This window comes from Mesonia profundi (assembly GCF_031085155.1).
In the GTDB taxonomy this organism is placed as follows: Bacteria; Bacteroidota; Bacteroidia; order Flavobacteriales; family Flavobacteriaceae; genus Mesonia; species Mesonia profundi.
This window is the reverse complement of sequence record NZ_JAVHUL010000002.1, coordinates 1-16679: the sequence shown is the minus strand read 5'-3', so window position 1 is coordinate 16679 and position 16679 is coordinate 1. Positions and strand designations below refer to the sequence as shown.

At 36.0% G+C, this 16679-nt stretch carries 18 protein-coding genes; 8 read left to right on the top strand and 10 right to left on the bottom strand.

The genetic code is table 11. The features are described from left to right. Positions 1-22: 22 nt before the first annotated feature. The 4 genes from aspS to RBU60_RS01135 all read right to left on the bottom strand — a co-directional run bounded on the left by aspS (position 23) and on the right by RBU60_RS01135 (position 6318). On the bottom strand, positions 23-1780 hold the full coding sequence (aspS, locus tag RBU60_RS01150; RefSeq protein WP_308862778.1) for an aspartate--tRNA ligase: 1758 nt from the start codon (positions 1778-1780) through the stop codon (positions 23-25). Between the two features lie 297 nt (positions 1781-2077). Beyond that, positions 2078-2794 carry a DNA repair protein RecO gene (recO, locus tag RBU60_RS01145; RefSeq protein ID WP_308862777.1) on the bottom strand — a complete coding sequence of 239 codons (717 nt, stop codon included), beginning with the start codon at positions 2792-2794 and terminating at the stop codon, positions 2078-2080. Then, positions 2794-5064 (bottom strand): type IX secretion system anionic LPS delivery protein PorZ, encoded by a 2271-nt coding sequence (porZ, locus tag RBU60_RS01140; protein ID WP_308862776.1) that lies wholly within the window; start codon positions 5062-5064, stop codon positions 2794-2796. Before porZ ends, recO begins: the two co-directional genes overlap by 1 nt. Positions 5065-5175: 111 nt before the next feature. Then, on the bottom strand, positions 5176-6318 hold the full coding sequence (locus tag RBU60_RS01135) for a cystathionine gamma-synthase (RefSeq protein ID WP_308862775.1): 1143 nt from the start codon (positions 6316-6318) through the stop codon (positions 5176-5178). Between the two features lie 100 nt (positions 6319-6418). On the opposite strand from RBU60_RS01135, the gene RBU60_RS01130 reads away from it, so the two are divergent. Together RBU60_RS01130 and RBU60_RS01125 are read left to right on the top strand one after the other, a co-directional pair. Then, entirely contained in the window at positions 6419-7228 is an 810-nt protein-coding gene (locus tag RBU60_RS01130) for a DUF3298 and DUF4163 domain-containing protein (protein ID WP_308862774.1), read from the top strand. Positions 7229-7230: 2 nt separating this feature from the next. Further along, a complete protein-coding gene (locus RBU60_RS01125) occupies positions 7231-7584 on the top strand; it encodes an arsenate reductase family protein (RefSeq protein ID WP_308862773.1) in 354 nt (117 codons plus the stop codon). A 102-nt stretch (positions 7585-7686) separates the two neighbouring features. On the opposite strand, the gene RBU60_RS01120 is transcribed toward RBU60_RS01125, so the two are convergent. Next, complete coding sequence (locus tag RBU60_RS01120) at positions 7687-8175, bottom strand: acyl-CoA thioesterase (RefSeq protein ID WP_308862772.1); 489 nt, start codon at positions 8173-8175, stop codon at positions 7687-7689. A 154-nt stretch (positions 8176-8329) separates the two neighbouring features. On the opposite strand from RBU60_RS01120, the gene RBU60_RS01115 reads away from it, so the two are divergent. The 5 genes from RBU60_RS01115 (at position 8330) to RBU60_RS01095 (ending at position 12572) form a co-directional block, all read left to right on the top strand. Further along, positions 8330-9196, top strand: a complete 867-nt coding sequence (locus RBU60_RS01115) for a YicC/YloC family endoribonuclease (RefSeq protein WP_308862771.1) — start codon at positions 8330-8332, stop codon at positions 9194-9196. Next, positions 9196-9768 carry a guanylate kinase gene (gene gmk / locus RBU60_RS01110; RefSeq protein ID WP_308862770.1) on the top strand — a complete coding sequence of 191 codons (573 nt, stop codon included), beginning with the start codon at positions 9196-9198 and terminating at the stop codon, positions 9766-9768. The genes RBU60_RS01115 and gmk overlap by 1 nt, the downstream gene beginning before the upstream one ends. 91 nt (positions 9769-9859) lie before the next feature. Then, entirely contained in the window at positions 9860-10444 is a 585-nt protein-coding gene (gene nadD, locus RBU60_RS01105) for a nicotinate (nicotinamide) nucleotide adenylyltransferase (RefSeq protein ID WP_308862769.1), read from the top strand. A gap of 196 nt (positions 10445-10640) precedes the next feature. Beyond that, positions 10641-11645 carry an NAD(P)H-dependent glycerol-3-phosphate dehydrogenase gene (locus RBU60_RS01100; protein WP_308862768.1) on the top strand — a complete coding sequence of 335 codons (1005 nt, stop codon included), beginning with the start codon at positions 10641-10643 and terminating at the stop codon, positions 11643-11645. A 27-nt stretch (positions 11646-11672) separates the two neighbouring features. Further along, a complete protein-coding gene (locus RBU60_RS01095; protein ID WP_308862767.1) occupies positions 11673-12572 on the top strand; it encodes an EamA family transporter in 900 nt (299 codons plus the stop codon). Between the two features lies 1 nt (position 12573). Here the strand turns inward: RBU60_RS01095 and RBU60_RS01090 are convergent, their stop codons facing one another. The 4 genes from RBU60_RS01090 to RBU60_RS01075 form a co-directional block, all read right to left on the bottom strand. Beyond that, positions 12574-12969 (bottom strand): hypothetical protein, encoded by a 396-nt coding sequence (locus RBU60_RS01090; protein ID WP_308862766.1) that lies wholly within the window; start codon positions 12967-12969, stop codon positions 12574-12576. 3 nt (positions 12970-12972) lie between these two features. Then, positions 12973-13143, bottom strand: a complete 171-nt coding sequence (locus tag RBU60_RS01085; RefSeq protein ID WP_308862765.1) for a hypothetical protein — start codon at positions 13141-13143, stop codon at positions 12973-12975. Further along, on the bottom strand, positions 13144-14166 hold the full coding sequence (gene pheS / locus RBU60_RS01080; protein WP_308862764.1) for a phenylalanine--tRNA ligase subunit alpha: 1023 nt from the start codon (positions 14164-14166) through the stop codon (positions 13144-13146). It abuts the gene before it with no gap. Positions 14167-14301: 135 nt separating this feature from the next. Beyond that, the gene (locus RBU60_RS01075) at positions 14302-14658 is read right to left on the bottom strand and encodes a hypothetical protein (protein WP_308862763.1); all 357 of its coding nucleotides are present in this window, start codon (positions 14656-14658) and stop codon (positions 14302-14304) included. 99 nt (positions 14659-14757) lie between these two features. Between RBU60_RS01075 and RBU60_RS01070 the strand changes: the two genes are divergently transcribed. Beyond that, on the top strand, positions 14758-15273 hold the full coding sequence (locus tag RBU60_RS01070) for a CvpA family protein (protein WP_308862762.1): 516 nt from the start codon (positions 14758-14760) through the stop codon (positions 15271-15273). A 283-nt stretch (positions 15274-15556) separates the two neighbouring features. Here the strand turns inward: RBU60_RS01070 and can are convergent, their stop codons facing one another. Then, complete coding sequence (gene can / locus RBU60_RS01065) at positions 15557-16201, bottom strand: carbonate dehydratase (RefSeq protein ID WP_308862761.1); 645 nt, start codon at positions 16199-16201, stop codon at positions 15557-15559. Positions 16202-16679 lie beyond the last annotated feature (478 nt).

Below are 16679 nucleotides of genomic sequence, written 5' to 3'. Positions count from 1 at the left end.
TGAACAGGATTTAGTTTTTTGATTATTCTTTAGTTTTTACCACGTTAAGATGAAGTTCTTTTAATTGTTGTTCATCTATAGGTGCTGGCGCATCGATCATTACATCGCGTCCTGAATTATTTTTTGGAAAAGCAATAAAATCTCGAATGGTTTCTTGTCCGCCTAGAATAGCTACCAATCGATCCAAACCAAAAGCCAAGCCGCCGTGTGGTGGCGCTCCGTATTGGAAAGCATCCATTAAAAAGCCAAACTGCGCTTTTGCTTCTTCTTCCGTAAAGCCTAAATATTCGAACATTTGAGCCTGAGTCGCTTTATCGTGAATACGAATAGAACCTCCTCCTATTTCATTTCCGTTAAGCACAAGGTCATACGCATTTGCTTTTACCGCTGCAGGATTGGTTGCCAATAGAGGAATTTGCCCTGGTTTTGGAGAAGTAAATGGGTGATGCATCGCGTGGTAACGCTCGGTTTCTTCGTCCCATTCTAATAATGGAAAATCTACCACCCAAAGGGGTGCAAACTCGTTAGCTTTTCTTAAGCCTAAACGCTCTGCCATTTCCATACGCAACGCACTTAATTGCGCTCTTACTTTATTAGTGTCCCCAGAAAGCACACAAATTAAATCTCCTGGTTGCGCCTTAGTTTTTTCTGCCCATTGTTTTAAATCCTCTTCATCATAGAATTTATCTACAGAGGATTTAAAACTTCCGTCTTCATTATATTTTGCATATACCATGCCTAAAGCTCCTACTTGCGGACGCTTTACCCAATTGATGAGTTTGTCAATTTCTTTTCTACTGTAACTCGCTCCGCCAGGAACTGCAATTCCCACAACTAATTCGGCATCATTAAACACCTTGAACTCTTTGTGTTGTGCTACTTCGTTCAACTCGCCAAACTCCATTCCAAAACGAATGTCTGGTTTATCATTTCCGTAAAGACGTAACGCATCATCGTAGGTCATTCTTGGAAATTTATCTACGCTTACGTTATTGATTTTTTGCAATAAATGTCTCGTTAAATCCTCAAAAATGTTTAAAATATCTTCTTGATCTACAAACGCCATTTCGCAGTCAATTTGCGTAAACTCTGGCTGGCGATCTGCTCTTAGATCTTCATCCCTAAAACATTTTACAATTTGAAAGTATTTATCCATTCCGCCCACCATAAGCAATTGCTTAAAGGTTTGCGGCGATTGTGGCAAGGCATAAAATTGCCCGCCGTTCATTCTACTTGGCACTACAAAATCTCTTGCTCCTTCTGGAGTAGATTTGATTAAGTAAGGCGTTTCTACCTCTATAAAGCCTTCTGTAGAAAGAAAGTTTCTCACTTCCATCGCTACTTTGTGACGAAAGATAAGTTTGTTTTTTACTGGATTTCTTCTAATATCTAAATATCGATATTTCATTCTTAGGTCTTCGCCACCATCGGTCTCATCTTCAATCGTAAATGGAGGTGTTTTTGCCTCATTTAAGATTGTCAATTCTTTCACCAAGATTTCAATATCTCCTGTAGGAAGATTCGGGTTTTTAGATTCTCTCTCGATCACCGTTCCTTTCACCTGAACCACAAATTCTCTTCCTAGCTTTTTAGCGTCTTCCATCATCACAGCCGGAGTTCGCTCTTCATCAAAAATAAGTTGCGTAATTCCGTAACGATCTCTTAAATCGGCCCAAATCATAAAACCTTTATCTCGTACCTTTTGCACCCATCCAGATAAGATTACTTCTTGATTGATATGCTCGCTAGTTAACTCCCCGTTGGTATGACTTCTATACATAATTGTTTTTGCTATAAATGATGGCGCAAAAATAAGAAGATACTTATATAACCACTATAAAATCCTGTATAAATAATCGTAATTCCTCAAAGAGATCTTAATTTTTATAGATTTGATTGAAATCAAGCCCAAAGAGACATCAAAATGCTGTAATTTAAACACTTAAGACTTGGAGTTTCATTTATTTTTTAAATGAAAAAGAAGGGAACGGCAGCTCGGCAGCTGCCACAGGATTTGGAGCAAGAGGAATAAATTGAGAGATAAAACCTAGCTTAAGTTGAAAGTGATTTCTACAACTTAAAATATTTGCTGTAAGATCTCTAAGGATTTTGGCTTTCTAAAGCCCTGCAAGTGCAACTCATAGTAGAGCAGCATCATTTCTAAAAAATTTTTACGTTGGGTTTTATTTAGCTTTAGCTGAAATGATTCTGATGCTGGAAGCTCCAAAAACTGTTTCAATAAATAGGTATTAGAATTGCTGATACAGTATTTATTAGTTTCAGAAAGCTGAAAATCTCCGTCTAAAAGATTAAAAAACGGTGCTTCTAAGGTAGAAGTATTGGGATAAAAACCAACATACTGCGTTAATTTCACCAAAAACCACAAATGGAAATTAGCAAAATGCGCGGTTTGATCTAAGCTCGAAAAAGACTGTTCTAAAAACTGAAATAAAGCTTCATTTTTTTCTTCTTCCTGAATGCTATTCCGAAGTACTTCGGCTAAAAAAAGTGCAATGGAAGACTTATAAACATCTACAGGAATTTCCTGATATGGCGGATTCACCTTGGCTTCTCTAATGTTTTCTAAAGTGCCTTTGTCCTTATGATTGGCAACCAAATCTAATTGAGTAAGCACCTGAAACATGGATGCTTTTAACTTCCCTTTCTTACTTTTTAGTATGTTGCGACACAGGTAAGATTTAAGACCGCTGCTTTCTGTAAAACACTTTACAATAAGATCTGCTTCGCTATAGCGAATAGACTGAATTACTATGGCCCTAGTATTTATGAGCATTATCTAATTACCATGATTTTGGTCACTTTGGTTTCTAATTGATCTTTTGAGCTAATCAATACCATATATACACCCGAGGCTACTTTATGTTTTCCAAAAGCCCTACTGTCCCACTGTACACTTCCTCCTTCAGAAAAAACTTCATACACCAAATTCCCTTCAATGTCGGTGATTTTTACGTTGGCACCTTCCCGTAAGCCGTCTATAGTAACCATCCCAGAATATCCTGGTCTTACCGGATTAGGAAAAGCTCTTACTTCATCAAAAGTTTCTACAGAGGAAGTTGCCGTCCCTCTAAAAGCGACCAACCCATTACTAGTTCCTATATACACTTTTCCACTAGCCTCATCTACTTCAATATCGGTAACTGAATTGGACGGTAGGGGCGAGTTTTCTTTAGTAAACCTATAAATGGTTTCTTGTCCGTTAGAAGAAAGATAAAAAGCACCAGCTTCAGTGGCAATCCATTTGTTGTTATTTCCGTCTACAGTAATCGCAGAAATACTACTCCCCACTAAAAGTTCTTGTGCTACGCCATCATCATCTAAAATAATAATCTCATTGGCACTCGTATTGGGATCATCAAACATTCCCGAAGGGCCATATAATACTCTCAAGCCTCTAGCGGTTCCTACCCAGAGTTGATTGTTGTTGTCTAAAGCTAGACTTTTTACATAATTATTAGGAAGGTTTCCTGCCGTTTCCCCTCCTTTAACCTTAGCAAAGGTATTTGTTGAGGGTTGATAACCTACAATACCGTCTATATAACTTCCAAAGTAAACATTCCCCGAATTGTCTATTATTAACTCAGACAGTCCTAAATTATCATTTCCACCTCCTGGAACTATTTCTGAAGTATCAAAAACTTGAAAACTTCCACCAGAAGAAAGTTTAAATAATCCATTATCTACTCTAGAAACATTCCCCCAAAGATTCCCATCTCTATCAAAAGCAATTCCGTTAACTCTTACGTCATTACCTACTACACTTTGCAAAGGAGAGTTGGTGATATCATATTTATTTTGAAGTTCGTTATCTTGAATATCTAATACGCCCCCGAAAAATGAGCTTAAAAAAACCTGATTGGTATTAGATGGGTTTATCGCTGTTCTAGTTATTTCTTCTGTTTCGTCTAAACTTTCAAAAGGAATATTTATCCATTCCTCATTCACAAGATGACTAACTCCCGCTCTTTTTAAAGGATATGGATTAAAAAATACGTCATATTCTCCATAAGTCACCCAAACCTCATTTGGTATGACTGAGAGGCTAAATACATCATTTCGTAAAGGCCCATCCGGACTTAAAAACTGAAAGGCACTTGTATTACTAGGTGTCGCAGCCAGTAAACCTTCATTTAAATCTCCCAGATAAATAACTTCTTGAAAGATAGTTGCACTACTTAAATTAGGTGAAAAATCACTAAAATTAGAAATGTTAACGAGCGTACTTAATTGATTGTCATAAATTTTAACTCTATTGGAAGTAGTCACGATGAGTTTTTCTTCGTTGACACGGAAGTCTCTCACCTCCTGATTAAATTGATCCTTATTGATAAAATTATTCCCTTGCAATTGTTGTAAGGTATTGTTATTGCTCATTATATAAACAGCATTATTAAGCGTCACCACACCTCTAAAAGAATTATTAGTGATGTTTTGCCACAAAGAGAAATCTACCAAATTAGGACTATTCACGTCTGAAAAACGAAGTCCTCCTTGCTGAGTAGCTGCATAAATCTTATCGTTAAAAACAGTGGTTTGCGTCACCTGAAGCTGCTCGCCAGCATCCCCAATAAAATACGTATCTCCAAATTCAAGATTGTTTAACCTAAACTCTGAAATTCCATAGTTGGTAGAGATAAACAGTTTATCTCCATATTCATAAAAATGATTAATTCTTCTGTTAGCGGGGGTAATTGTCACTTTTTCAGTGATATTTATCACTTTTAAAACCGTTTTATCTTGGGGGTTATACACATCCATTAATCCTGTTTTATAGCCTATAAATAATAGGTTGTAATTCGCAGAATAATAGATAGTATTTATTTTTTCACTTGAGAGCCCTTGAATAGAAGATATTTTTTCAATTTCTTGAGTTCCTATTCGGTAAGAGAATACAGAGTTTTCCGCGGCAGCGAAAACCTTACCGCCCCCCGTTGAAATATCTTGGATGCTATAATACGAGAATAAATCTTCCCAATTTGGATTTTGCTCTTGTGCTTGAGAAAAGAGACTAAAGAAAAAGAAAAGGAGAACTATTCGTTTCATCAAGTTATAACTAGGTGTAAATGATATTATTGTAACGCGGGAGCAAATATACTTATATCTCTAGAGCTAGGCTTCAAAAAATGTACGCTATAAAAAAGCATCCTAAGAACACTATCCCAAAGCTTGTTTCAAATCTTCCAGTAAATCTTGCTCATCTTCAACCCCTACACTTAAACGGATTAGTGAATCTACCACGCCTAATTTTTCTCTTTCCTCTTTAGGAATAGAAGCGTGCGTCATACTTGCAGGATGTCCTGCTAAAGATTCTACTCCGCCAAGAGATTCCGCTAAGGTGAATACCTTTAATTTTTCTAGAAAAGAAATCGCTCCAGACAAGCTATTGTCTTTTGTAGTGAAGGAAACCATGCCGCCAAAATCCTTCATTTGTCTTTTGGCAATTTCATGATTAGGATGTGATGGAAGCCCTGGCCAATATACCTTATCTACTTTGGGATGACGATTTAAAAATTCACCTACCGCTTTCCCATTCTCACAATGTCTTTGCATTCTTAAGTGGAGTGTCTTTATTCCTCTCAACACTAAGAAGCTATCTTGTGGCCCTGCCACGGCTCCACTTGCATTCTGAATAAAATAAAGTCGGCTGGCTAGTGCTTCCTCTTTTACGGCCAGTACGCCCATGACCACATCACTATGACCTCCTAAGTATTTGGTGGCGCTATGCATCACAATATCGGCACCTATAGCTAAAGGTTGTTGCAAATACGGAGTCGCAAAGGTGTTGTCTACCGCCAATAAGATCTCATGTTTATTACTGATTTTTGCTACCGCTTCCAGATCAATAATATTCATCATGGGGTTGGTTGGCGTTTCTACCCAAATCAACTTGGTGTGATCATTCACATAGTTTTCAATATTTTTGGCCTCGCTCATCCCAATAAAGTGAAATTTAATTCCGAAGTCTTCAAAAATACCCGTAAATAAACGGTACGTTCCGCCATATAAATCGCTAGTAGAAATGACCTCATCCCCAGGTTTCAATAATTTTAAAACCGCATCAATTGCTGCCAGTCCAGACCCAAATGCCAAACCGTAATTTCCGTTTTCTAAACTTGCAACAGATTTTTCTAAAGCAGAGCGGGTAGGGTTTCCACTTCGTGAATATTCAAAACCTTTATGTCCCCCTGGAGTAGATTGCGCATAGGTGGAAGTTTGATATATGGGAGGCATAACAGAATTGTAGGCCGGATCTATGTTTTCTTGTCCGCCATGTATCGTCTTTGTGTTGAATTTCATAAAACTTTATTTAAAAAATGTACATCAAAAATACCATTGCATTTGCCGATTCCCAAAATTGACCTTACCTTTAGTTGTAGTTTAACATTAATATACACCGATGAAAAAAAATTCACTTTTAAGTTTATGCTTAATTCTTATTTTAAGTCTAAGCTGTAAAGAAGATCAAAAGCAAAAGTTAGATAAAGATACTTCCACAGAAGAAACTTCCTCCAAGAATCCAACTTTTAGCTACGATACCAAAACCATTTCTAAAGACAGTTTAGATATTTGTAAAATGAATCCGTGTCCTAAGCTAGACATTGAATATTTACACATTACAGATGCTACGAATGCTGGTAAAAAAATCAATCAGTTAAATGAAAAGAGCTTAACAGAGATTGTGCTTACTCCTTCAGATTCAATTCCGCAAGATCATATAGACAAGAGCGTTGATAAGTTTATGGAAGAGTACGCTAATTTTAAGAATGATTTTCCAGATTCCCATGCCGTTTACGAACTCTATATTAGACAAGAAAAACTTTTTGAAAGTGATAGCATTTTGGTCATATCCTCTATATTTTACAACTATACGGGAGGTGCTCACGGGTACGGAGCCAAATTATATAATACCTATGATAAAGTGAATGCCAAAAGAATAGAACCTAAAGCACTTTTAAAAAATGAGAAGGCTTTTAAAGCTTACGCGGAAGGAATGTTTAGAAAAAAGTTTCATCTTTCTGAAACGGAGAGTCTAAACAAAAACGGATTCTTTTTTGAAAACGATGAATTTAAATTACCAGAAAACATGGCCATAACCAAAGATAGCTTGCATATGATTTACAATCCTTATGAAGCAGCAAGCTATGCAGAAGGAGATATAAAGCTTTCTTTTCCTAAAAAAGATGTTGAAACTTGGCTAAATTATTAAATATGAAAAAAGTTTATTACCTATCCACTTGCGATACCTGTAAAAGAATTTTAAAAGAAATAGAGCTAGCTTCAGATTTTGTGAAGCAAGATGTAAAAAAAGAAGCCTTAACCGAAGTTCAATTGGAAGAATTGTATGCCTTATCACAGAGCTATGAATCTTTATTCAACAAAAGAGCAAAACGCTATAAAGAACAGGATTTAAAAAACAAATCATTGTCTGAAGCAGATTACAAAAACTTGCTTTTAGAACATTATACTTTTCTTAAAAGACCTGTGTTTGTCATTGAAGACCACATTTTTATCGGCAATAGTAAAAAAACGGTCGAAGCACTAAAGAAGCAGCTGAATTCTTAAGTGTTTCTTTACAAGATTTAGACTCTTAGGTTACTATTATCAACATAAAAATCCGCTAGAAGCTACACTCTTAGCGGATTTTTTTATAGTTCTACCGTATGATTACAGTAAGCTAGGGTCTATATGCTTTGGCTTCTTACCAAACTTTCTCGTGTCTTCTTTAGTGAGAATTTTAAAGTCTTCTGTTTTTCCTAAAGAATTTAATTCTTTCAAAAGATCTTTCGGTAACGTGACTAAGGTTCTGTCTTTAAGGTCAATCCAAGAACCTAACATTTCGCAACTTGCGCAATTCTTTCCTTTAGCATCGTAGATATTATGAAGAAATTCAAAAAACATCCCGTCTTCAGAGATCCCTTTAAGTTCTAAACTTACTTTGATGGGTTTCCCTGCAAAGATTTCCTTAAAATAATAGATATGTTCATAAAAAACCACAGGTCCAATGTTATGTTGAGCCAATTGTTTTTGGCCAAAGCCGTGTTCCATTAAAAAAGCCATCCTGGTATGACTCATAAAATTCATATAAGCCGAATTGGCTAAATGTCTATTGGCGTCTATATCGCTCCAGCGGATTTCAAAGTCTTTTGTATACATGATTGTGTTTTATTACGCAAGCATAATAAATTTAAAGCAAACCCTATACGTTTTTGTTTTTATTTAACGCAAAACCCAGTACTCACAGCAAAGGAGATTATTTATCGTTAAACTATTAGTTTTTATTACCTTTGCTCAACTTTAAAAAAGAGACATGATTCAATCCATGACTGGTTTTGGCAAGCATACGGTAGAGCTTCCCAATAAGAAAATCACTATTGAAATTAAAACTTTAAATAGTAAAAATTTAGATCTTAACGCCCGTATGCCTTCTCAGTATCGAGAGAAAGAACTAAGCCTACGCAATAAAATTTCTAAATCCCTACAACGTGGAAAAGTAGATTTTTCCTTATATGCAGAGGTTACAGGCGAAGAAACTTCTTCTGCTATCAATGCCGTTGTGGTGAAAAATTATATGGCGCAGCTTAAAGCAATTCCGGAAACGGGAAACAAAGATGATGTAGAGCTTTTAAAAATGGCCATTCGCTTACCAGATGCTTTAAAAACAGAGCGCGAAGAAGTAGATGAAGATGAGTTTATAGCGATTGAAAAAGGAGTAGAAGCTGCTTTACAAGAAGTGACTCGCTACAGATTGGATGAAGGGAAAGCGCTAGAGCAAGATTTTGTGCTTCGCATTACCAACATAAAAAATATCTTATCAGAAATTATAGCAATTGATCCGCAACGGGTGGAAGCTGTAAAAGAACGTCTTAGAAAAGGAATAGCCGATTTAAAAGAAAATGTAGACGAGAATAGGTTTGAACAAGAATTGGTTTATTATATTGAAAAATATGACATTACCGAAGAAAAAATACGTTTAGACAATCACTTATCTTACTTTACGGAATCCTTAAATTCTAGTGACTCTAATGGTAAAAAATTAGGTTTTATAGGACAAGAAATTGGAAGAGAAGTCAACACCATTGGAAGCAAATCTAATTATGCTCCTATGCAGAAATTGGTGGTAGAAATGAAAGATGAATTAGAGAAAATCAAAGAACAACTTTTAAACGTCTTGTAATGATTGAAGGAAAACTAATCGTTTTTTCAGCACCATCGGGATCAGGTAAAACCACTATCGTAAAGCACCTGCTAAAACAAGAAGACCTCAACTTAGATTTCTCCATTTCTGCTACTTCAAGAGAACCGCGAGGAGATGAAGTTGATGGAAGAGACTACTACTTTATGTCGTTAGAGGAGTTTAAATCGCATATTAAGAAAGAGGATTTCTTAGAATGGGAAGAGGTGTACCGAGATAATTTTTACGGCACTTTAAAAAAAGAAGTACAACGCATTTGGGCCAGTGGCAAACACGTTGTTTTTGATATTGATGTGGTGGGAGGCCTAGACATTAAACACATTTATCCCGAAAGAACCTTAGCGGTTTTTGTGCAACCTCCAAGTATTGAGGAGCTAAAAATAAGGCTTAAGAAACGAAAGACAGAAACAGATGACCGTATCAATATGCGGGTCGCAAAAGCTTCTATTGAGATGGCGACGGCGCCACAATTTGACTTTATTATTGTGAATAACGACCTGCCTACCGCTTTATCTGAATCGTACAGCCTGGTGAAAAACTTTATCAGTAAATAAATCAATTCGCGCAAGCCGCAAAATATTTAAATTTCGAGACGAAACTCGGAATATTTGAAACTTCACTTCGTGAATAAAACTAATTTTCGTTTTGAAAAAACACATCGGACTTTATTTTGGAACCTTTAATCCTATTCACATAGGACATTTGGCTATCGCCAATCATATGGCAGAATTTTCTGACCTAGATGAAGTGTGGCTAGTAGTGACGCCGCATAATCCTCATAAGAAAAAAAGCAGCCTCCTCCCCGATTATGATCGTTTAGAAATGGCGCATAGAGCGACCCAGAGTTACGATAAATTAAGACCATCAGACATTGAGTTTGGTTTACTGCAGCCTAATTATACGGTGAATACCTTGGCACATTTAGAGGAGAAATTTCCAGACTATACGTTTTCTCTAATTATGGGAGAGGATAATTTACAAAGTCTTCCCAAATGGAAAAACTACGAAGTCATTTTAGAACGTTATCACCTTTTGGTCTATCCAAGAGTTTACGATCTTAAAAAAACACCGACTTTAGCCCATCATGAAAAAGTGACTTACATAAAAGCACCTATCATGGAAATCTCCTCTACGTTTATTAGAAATTCTATCAAAGAAGGAAAGAACATTCGGCCTTTATTACCTGCATCGGCTTGGGAATATATAGATGAAATGGGATTTTATTCCTAAAAAAAGATCCGTTTACTACGAAAGTAAACGGATCTTCAACTAAATAACCAACCAAAAAATCTCTAAGGATAACGTGGTATTCTTTGATTAAATTGTACGCTCTACCCATAAATAGTGTTAAAATTTCTTTAGGCCAAGCCTTGTAAATTTTAAACCCTTTTTTATTTTGTACTTTAGCTTCTAAGAACGATGTTTTATGAAGAAAGATTCAAAATTTGCTGTCATTGGTGGTGGTAGTTGGGCGACCGCTATTACCAAAATGCTATGTGAGAATGTACAAACCGTACATTGGTACATGCGCAACCAAGACGCGATTGAGCATATAAAAAAAGAAGACCATAACCCCAATTATTTAAGCTCGGTAGAGTTTGATGTCTCCCAGCTTAAATTAACCAATGATATTAATGTCGCTGTCGCGGAAGCAGACTGTCTCGTGTTTGCTATTCCTTCAGCATTTTTGAAAACCGAATTAGACCAACTTACTGTTCCCTTAAAAGACAAGCTTATTTTTAGTGCCATTAAAGGAATTGTTCCTGAAAGCAGCCTTATTGTAGGAGAACACTTTCACAAGACGTATGATATTCCTTTTGATCATATTGGAGTGATCACAGGACCTTGTCATGCCGAAGAAGTAGCTTTAGAACGGCTTTCATACCTTACTATTGCTTGTTCTAATGAAGATAATGCCAAATACCTAGCCAGTCATTTGAGTAACCATTACATTAAATGTAAAACCAGCGAAGACATTATTGGTACCGAATATGCCGCTATGCTTAAAAACATCTATGCTATTGCTGCGGGAATTGCACATGGTTTAGGTTATGGCGATAACTTCCAGAGCGTTTTGATGAGTAATGCGATACGAGAGATGAAACGTTTTATTAAAAAAACGTATAAGATGAAGCGCAATATTAATGATTCCGCCTATTTAGGGGATCTTTTGGTGACGGGGTACTCTGTTTTTAGTCGCAATAGAATGTTTGGAAATATGATAGGGAAAGGCTACACAGTAAAAAGTGCTCAAATGGAAATGAGTATGATTGCAGAAGGTTATTATGCTAGCAAAAGCGCTTACCACATCAACAAGAATAAAGGAAGTAAAAAAGCCAGGACTCCAATTATCAATGCGGTCTATGAGATCTTGTACGAGCATAAAAACCCGAAAAGAGTATTCTTAAAACTTACCGATAAATTAGATTAATTCCGCGAAAGCGATAATACAACCTATTTGAAAAATACTGTTTTAAAAGGAGGCATTCTAGTAGCTCTAGGCGCCTCGAGTTACGGAATGCTCACCACCTTTGTAAAAATGGCCTATGAGGAAGGCTTCACCGCTTACGAAGTGACTTTTGCACAACTTTTTATTGGTTTCTTTGGTCTTGTGATTCTTAATCTATTTTATAAAGGAAAGAAAAGAAAAACCCCTGCAGCTCCGGCTTCAAGGAAAAGTATCTTAAAGCTTATTGTTGCGGGTAGCTCCTTGGGACTTACCAGTATTTTCTACTATTTGGCGGTGCAATACATTACGGTTTCTATAGGAATCGTTTTATTGATGCAGAGTGTTTGGATGGGAGTCGCACTAGATGCAGTCATTCAAAAACAAAAGCCTACTGCCCTTAAAATCTTGGCGGTACTCATTATTCTACTAGGAACCCTTTTGGCTACCAACGTTCTATTTGAGAGCTTCGAATTAGACCTCAGAGGTATTTTATTCGGATTGCTGGCTGCAGCTTCCTATACGGTTACCATTTACAGTTCTAATACGGTTTCTACAGAGTTGCCGTCTATGCTAAGAAGTAAATGGATGATGTTAGGCGGCTTAATCATTGTAAGCGCTATTACCTTGCCTACGTTGATACAAGGTTTTAATCTGGAAATATTTTACTTTTGGGGACCTTTATTAGCCATCTTCGGAACCATTTTACCTCCTTTATTTCTAACCACTGGAATGCCTAAATTAAATGTGGGAATTGGGGTGATTATCACTTCTATCGAGTTACCAGTAGCGGTTTGTATGGCTTATTTATTACTGAATGAAGTCGTGACTTTACCGCAATGGCTAGGAATTGTATTGATCTTACTCTCTATTGTAGTGATGAACCTAAAGACGGCGAAAAAAGCTTTATAAATTACTGAGCTAAGATTCCTTTTTCTTTCATAATCGGTAATTCTTTACGATTAGCTTCGTCTATACTGCGTTTTGGGAATAAGAAGTTATGGTGTAAAAATCCTTTTTCTGAAAAGAAGGAAACTGAAAATTCGTTATTGATTTCAAACAAATCGGGTTGAAGCAACTCCACTTTTGCATAAGATTTTGCAGGGAGTAACTTTAAGTTATGCCTAAAAGTAGTGGTGATTTTTTTACCTTCAAAACCTTTAGAAACAATAAGAACCGTTTCTATAGGATAGAGGTTTTCGTTGATGACATACACATTCCAATCATCCATTTGAAAGTCTTTATTGTACTCTAAAACGGCAGCGACATATACGCCTTCAACGGGAGTAATCTTAATATCTTTCTTCAAAGCTTAGTCGTTTAAACGGTGTTTAATTTTAAAATAAACAATAGTCAATAAAACGGCAGCGATAGCCAATAAAATTATGCCTAACGTAATTTTAATTACGGCAATAATAAAAGTGACATAAACAATAAGGCCTAGAATAAAGGCGGCCAATATGATAAACCCTATTTTTTTCATCTATAATACAGATTTAAATTGTTTTAAAAACCGAACGTCATTTTCGTAAAACATTCTAATGTCATCTATTTGATACAATAACATGGCGATACGTTCTATTCCCATTCCAAAAGCGAAACCAGAATATTCGTTAGGATCAATATTAGAATTTTTAAGCACGTTAGGATCTACCATTCCGCAGCCCATAATTTCTAACCAACCGGTTCCTTTAGTGATTCTATAATCGGTTTCAGTTTCTAGTCCCCAGTAAATATCTACTTCGGCGCTAGGTTCCGTAAACGGAAAATAAGAAGGTCTTAATCGTATTTTAGACTTTCCAAAAAGCTGTTTGGTAAAATAAAGAAGGGTTTGCTTTAAATCGGCAAAGCTCACATCTTTATCTATATACAAACCTTCCACTTGGTGAAAAATACAGTGAGAACGAGAAGAAATGGCTTCGTTTCTAAAAACCCGACCCGGAGAAATGGTTCTAATAGGCGGTTGATGTTCTTCCATATACCGCACTTGTACGCTAGAGGTATGCGTTCTCAATAAAATATCTTCGGGATTGGTTTGAATAAAAAACGTATCCTGCATATCTCTTGCCGGGTGATATTCTGGCAAGTTTAAGGCGGTAAAATTATGCCAATCGTCTTCCATCTCTGGACCTTCAGACACATTAAAACCTATATTCGAGAAGATTTCAATAATTTGATTCTTTACAATAGAAATGGGATGCCTCGAGCCAATCTCAATGGCCTCGCCAGGACGGGATAAATCTCCGTAAGCTCCTTTTTCTTCTGCTTGATTCTCCAGCCAATCTTTTAAGCTATCTACTTTCGCTTGCGCGGAAGTTTTAAGCTGATTGATGCTTTGACCAAATTCTTTCTTTTGCTCATTAGGAACGTTTTTAAATTCCGTAAAGAAATCATTTAACACCCCCTTTTTTCCTAAAAATTTAATTCTGAAAGCTTCAATTTCTTCAGCCGTTTTCGCCTGAAAATTTTCTACTTCAGTAATATAATCTTTAATCTTCTGAATCATCTTCTCTTAAATTAAGTCTGCAAAGTTAAGAAAAAATAAAGCGTGTTAGGCAAATAGTTTTTACTGCCTACATTTAAGAAAGCCAAAATCTTAAGCGCTTCTTTTCTCCACTTCCATTTCTATTTATCACACTAATTATTTGATGTATTCTTTCTCTAGAAAATACGTTACGATGGCTTCTTTCATCATAATAGATTGTTCCCCGGCTTTTAAAACTGGTAAATGTTCTATAATTTTATAATGTGGCCAACCGTCATCATCTACATAATCAAATTCATAGTAACCATATGGCTCTAACAGCTTACAAATCGCAATATGCATCAAATCTATTTTATGGTCTTTTTTAAATTTTTTATGTAGTTGTCCTAGTTCTTGAACTCCAATCAGGTAAATAATCGCATCCAAATCCATCATCTCTCCATCGGCAAATTGCTTTGAAAGTTGTGTTTGCACGCGTTCCCATCTGTTCTTTAATTCTTCGTCTCTTATCATATCGCAAAGATAGAGTTTAGTTTTAAAATTTAAGCTTATTTTTCACGTATAGCTTGAGTGTTTATGTAGAGATTATTGATTTTAAGTTATATTTGAGCTATGAATGTAATTGATATTGTTTTAGGGATTATTCTCCTTTTGGGGCTCATAAGAGGTTTTATGAAAGGTTTTATTATTGAACTCGCCTCCTTAGTAGCTTTAATACTAGGTATTTATGGCGCTATTCACTTTAGTCATTTTGCCTTTAATTTTTTACACCATCAGTTTGATTGGGAAGAACAATACATACAACTTACCGCTTTTGCTGTCACTTTTATTCTTATAGTTCTCTTTATTTTGCTCATAGGAAAACTCTTGACAAAGTTGGTTGGCGTGATTGCCTTAGGAATTGTGAACCGCATCTTAGGCGGCGCTTTCGGACTCTTAAAAGCAGTTTTTATTACCAGCGCTATCCTCATGTTTATCGCTAGTTACAATGATCATGCGCAATTTGTTAAAGAAGAAACCTTAGAGGAGTCTATTCTTTATGAACCCATAAAAGTGATTGCTCCCGTATTTTTGCCTCAAATTTTAAATAAAGTAGATGAAACTATGGAAGAAAATAATTTAAAGTAGTCTTAAGCTGAGTTAGAATTTACTTGAAGTTATTCTTCTGAGCTCTTCTTTTGCATCGGGTAAACTTTGTCGAAAATGTTATTTTAGAATATTACAAAATTAACTTGTAAATCATTGTGGAAACTTGCATAAACTCCCCCTCTAAAAAGAGCGGAAGAGTTTATCAGAAAAATATCCCGAAGAAATCCAAGGGTGTGTGAAATTTTAGTTTGAAGTTGAAAATAATTTCAGCAATGGAAAAATTCTACATACTCCTAACCTCTGTTTTTAAAGAGAATAAAATCTACTCTTCAAACTTTAATTGATAGACCTCATCTAAATCATCGTTCCCCATCAAGTTTACGCCTAGGTCGTTTACAATTCCAGTTCCTACTCCGTAAGCCCAACCGTGAACGGTTAACTTTTGGTTATTTCTCCACGCATTTTGTACGATAGAGGTTTCGGCCATATCGTAAACTTGCTCTTTAACGTTAAGTTCTACAAACCTATCCCAACGCATTTTTTCGTCTTCAATAGCGTCCAATTCCTTTTTATAAATCATATAGACATCTTTGATGTGTCTTATCCAATTATCTATAAGTCCGATAGATTGATTTTCCATCGCTGCTTTTACACCTCCGCAACCATAATGACCGCACACAATAATATGCTCAATTTTTAAGGCATTTACCGCATAATCTAAAACACTCAACATATTCATATCCGTATGTACCACCAAATTGGCAATATTTCGGTGCACAAAAACTTCCCCTGGTTCAGCGCCAATAATTTCATTTGCAGGCACGCGGCTATCTGCACAACCAATCCATAAAAGTGGCGGGGACTGACCGTTTTCTAACTTTTTGAAGTATTGCTCATCTTCAGAAAGTCTTCTTTCCACCCACTTTTTATTATTGTCCAACATTTTTTTATAAAACTCTTTACCCATAACTGTATGTTTGAAGTGATTCTCTTTATTAAAAAATTATTTATGTAGAGGCGTGTTTTTTGCTTAGCCGTAGCTAAAATACATTTAAAATTTCTATCCACTAAAAATCTAAATTCCTAATTTTAGTTAAATCTGAATTTATACCAAATTAAACAGATGATGGTGTAGATAAATTGGTAGTCCAAAAAAGGAGGAATCTTCTTGATTAACGATTAACGATTGGAGATTTTTGATTGGAGAATGCAGATTAAGGATTAGGATTTTTTGATTTCAGCTTCGTGCCTAACTTCTAATCCGGTCGCTTCGATACTATTTTTTGCAAAAATCACTCAACGTCCTACACCTGAAAGTTCAAAATTCAATTTCTAGCAAAATTTCGAATCCATTTTCTCACCTCTCCATGTCACTCCCTGATATAGGTTGACCGTTTTATAAAACATTTAAAAGATGATAAAAAGCGGAAAACGTTTAGGTCCAC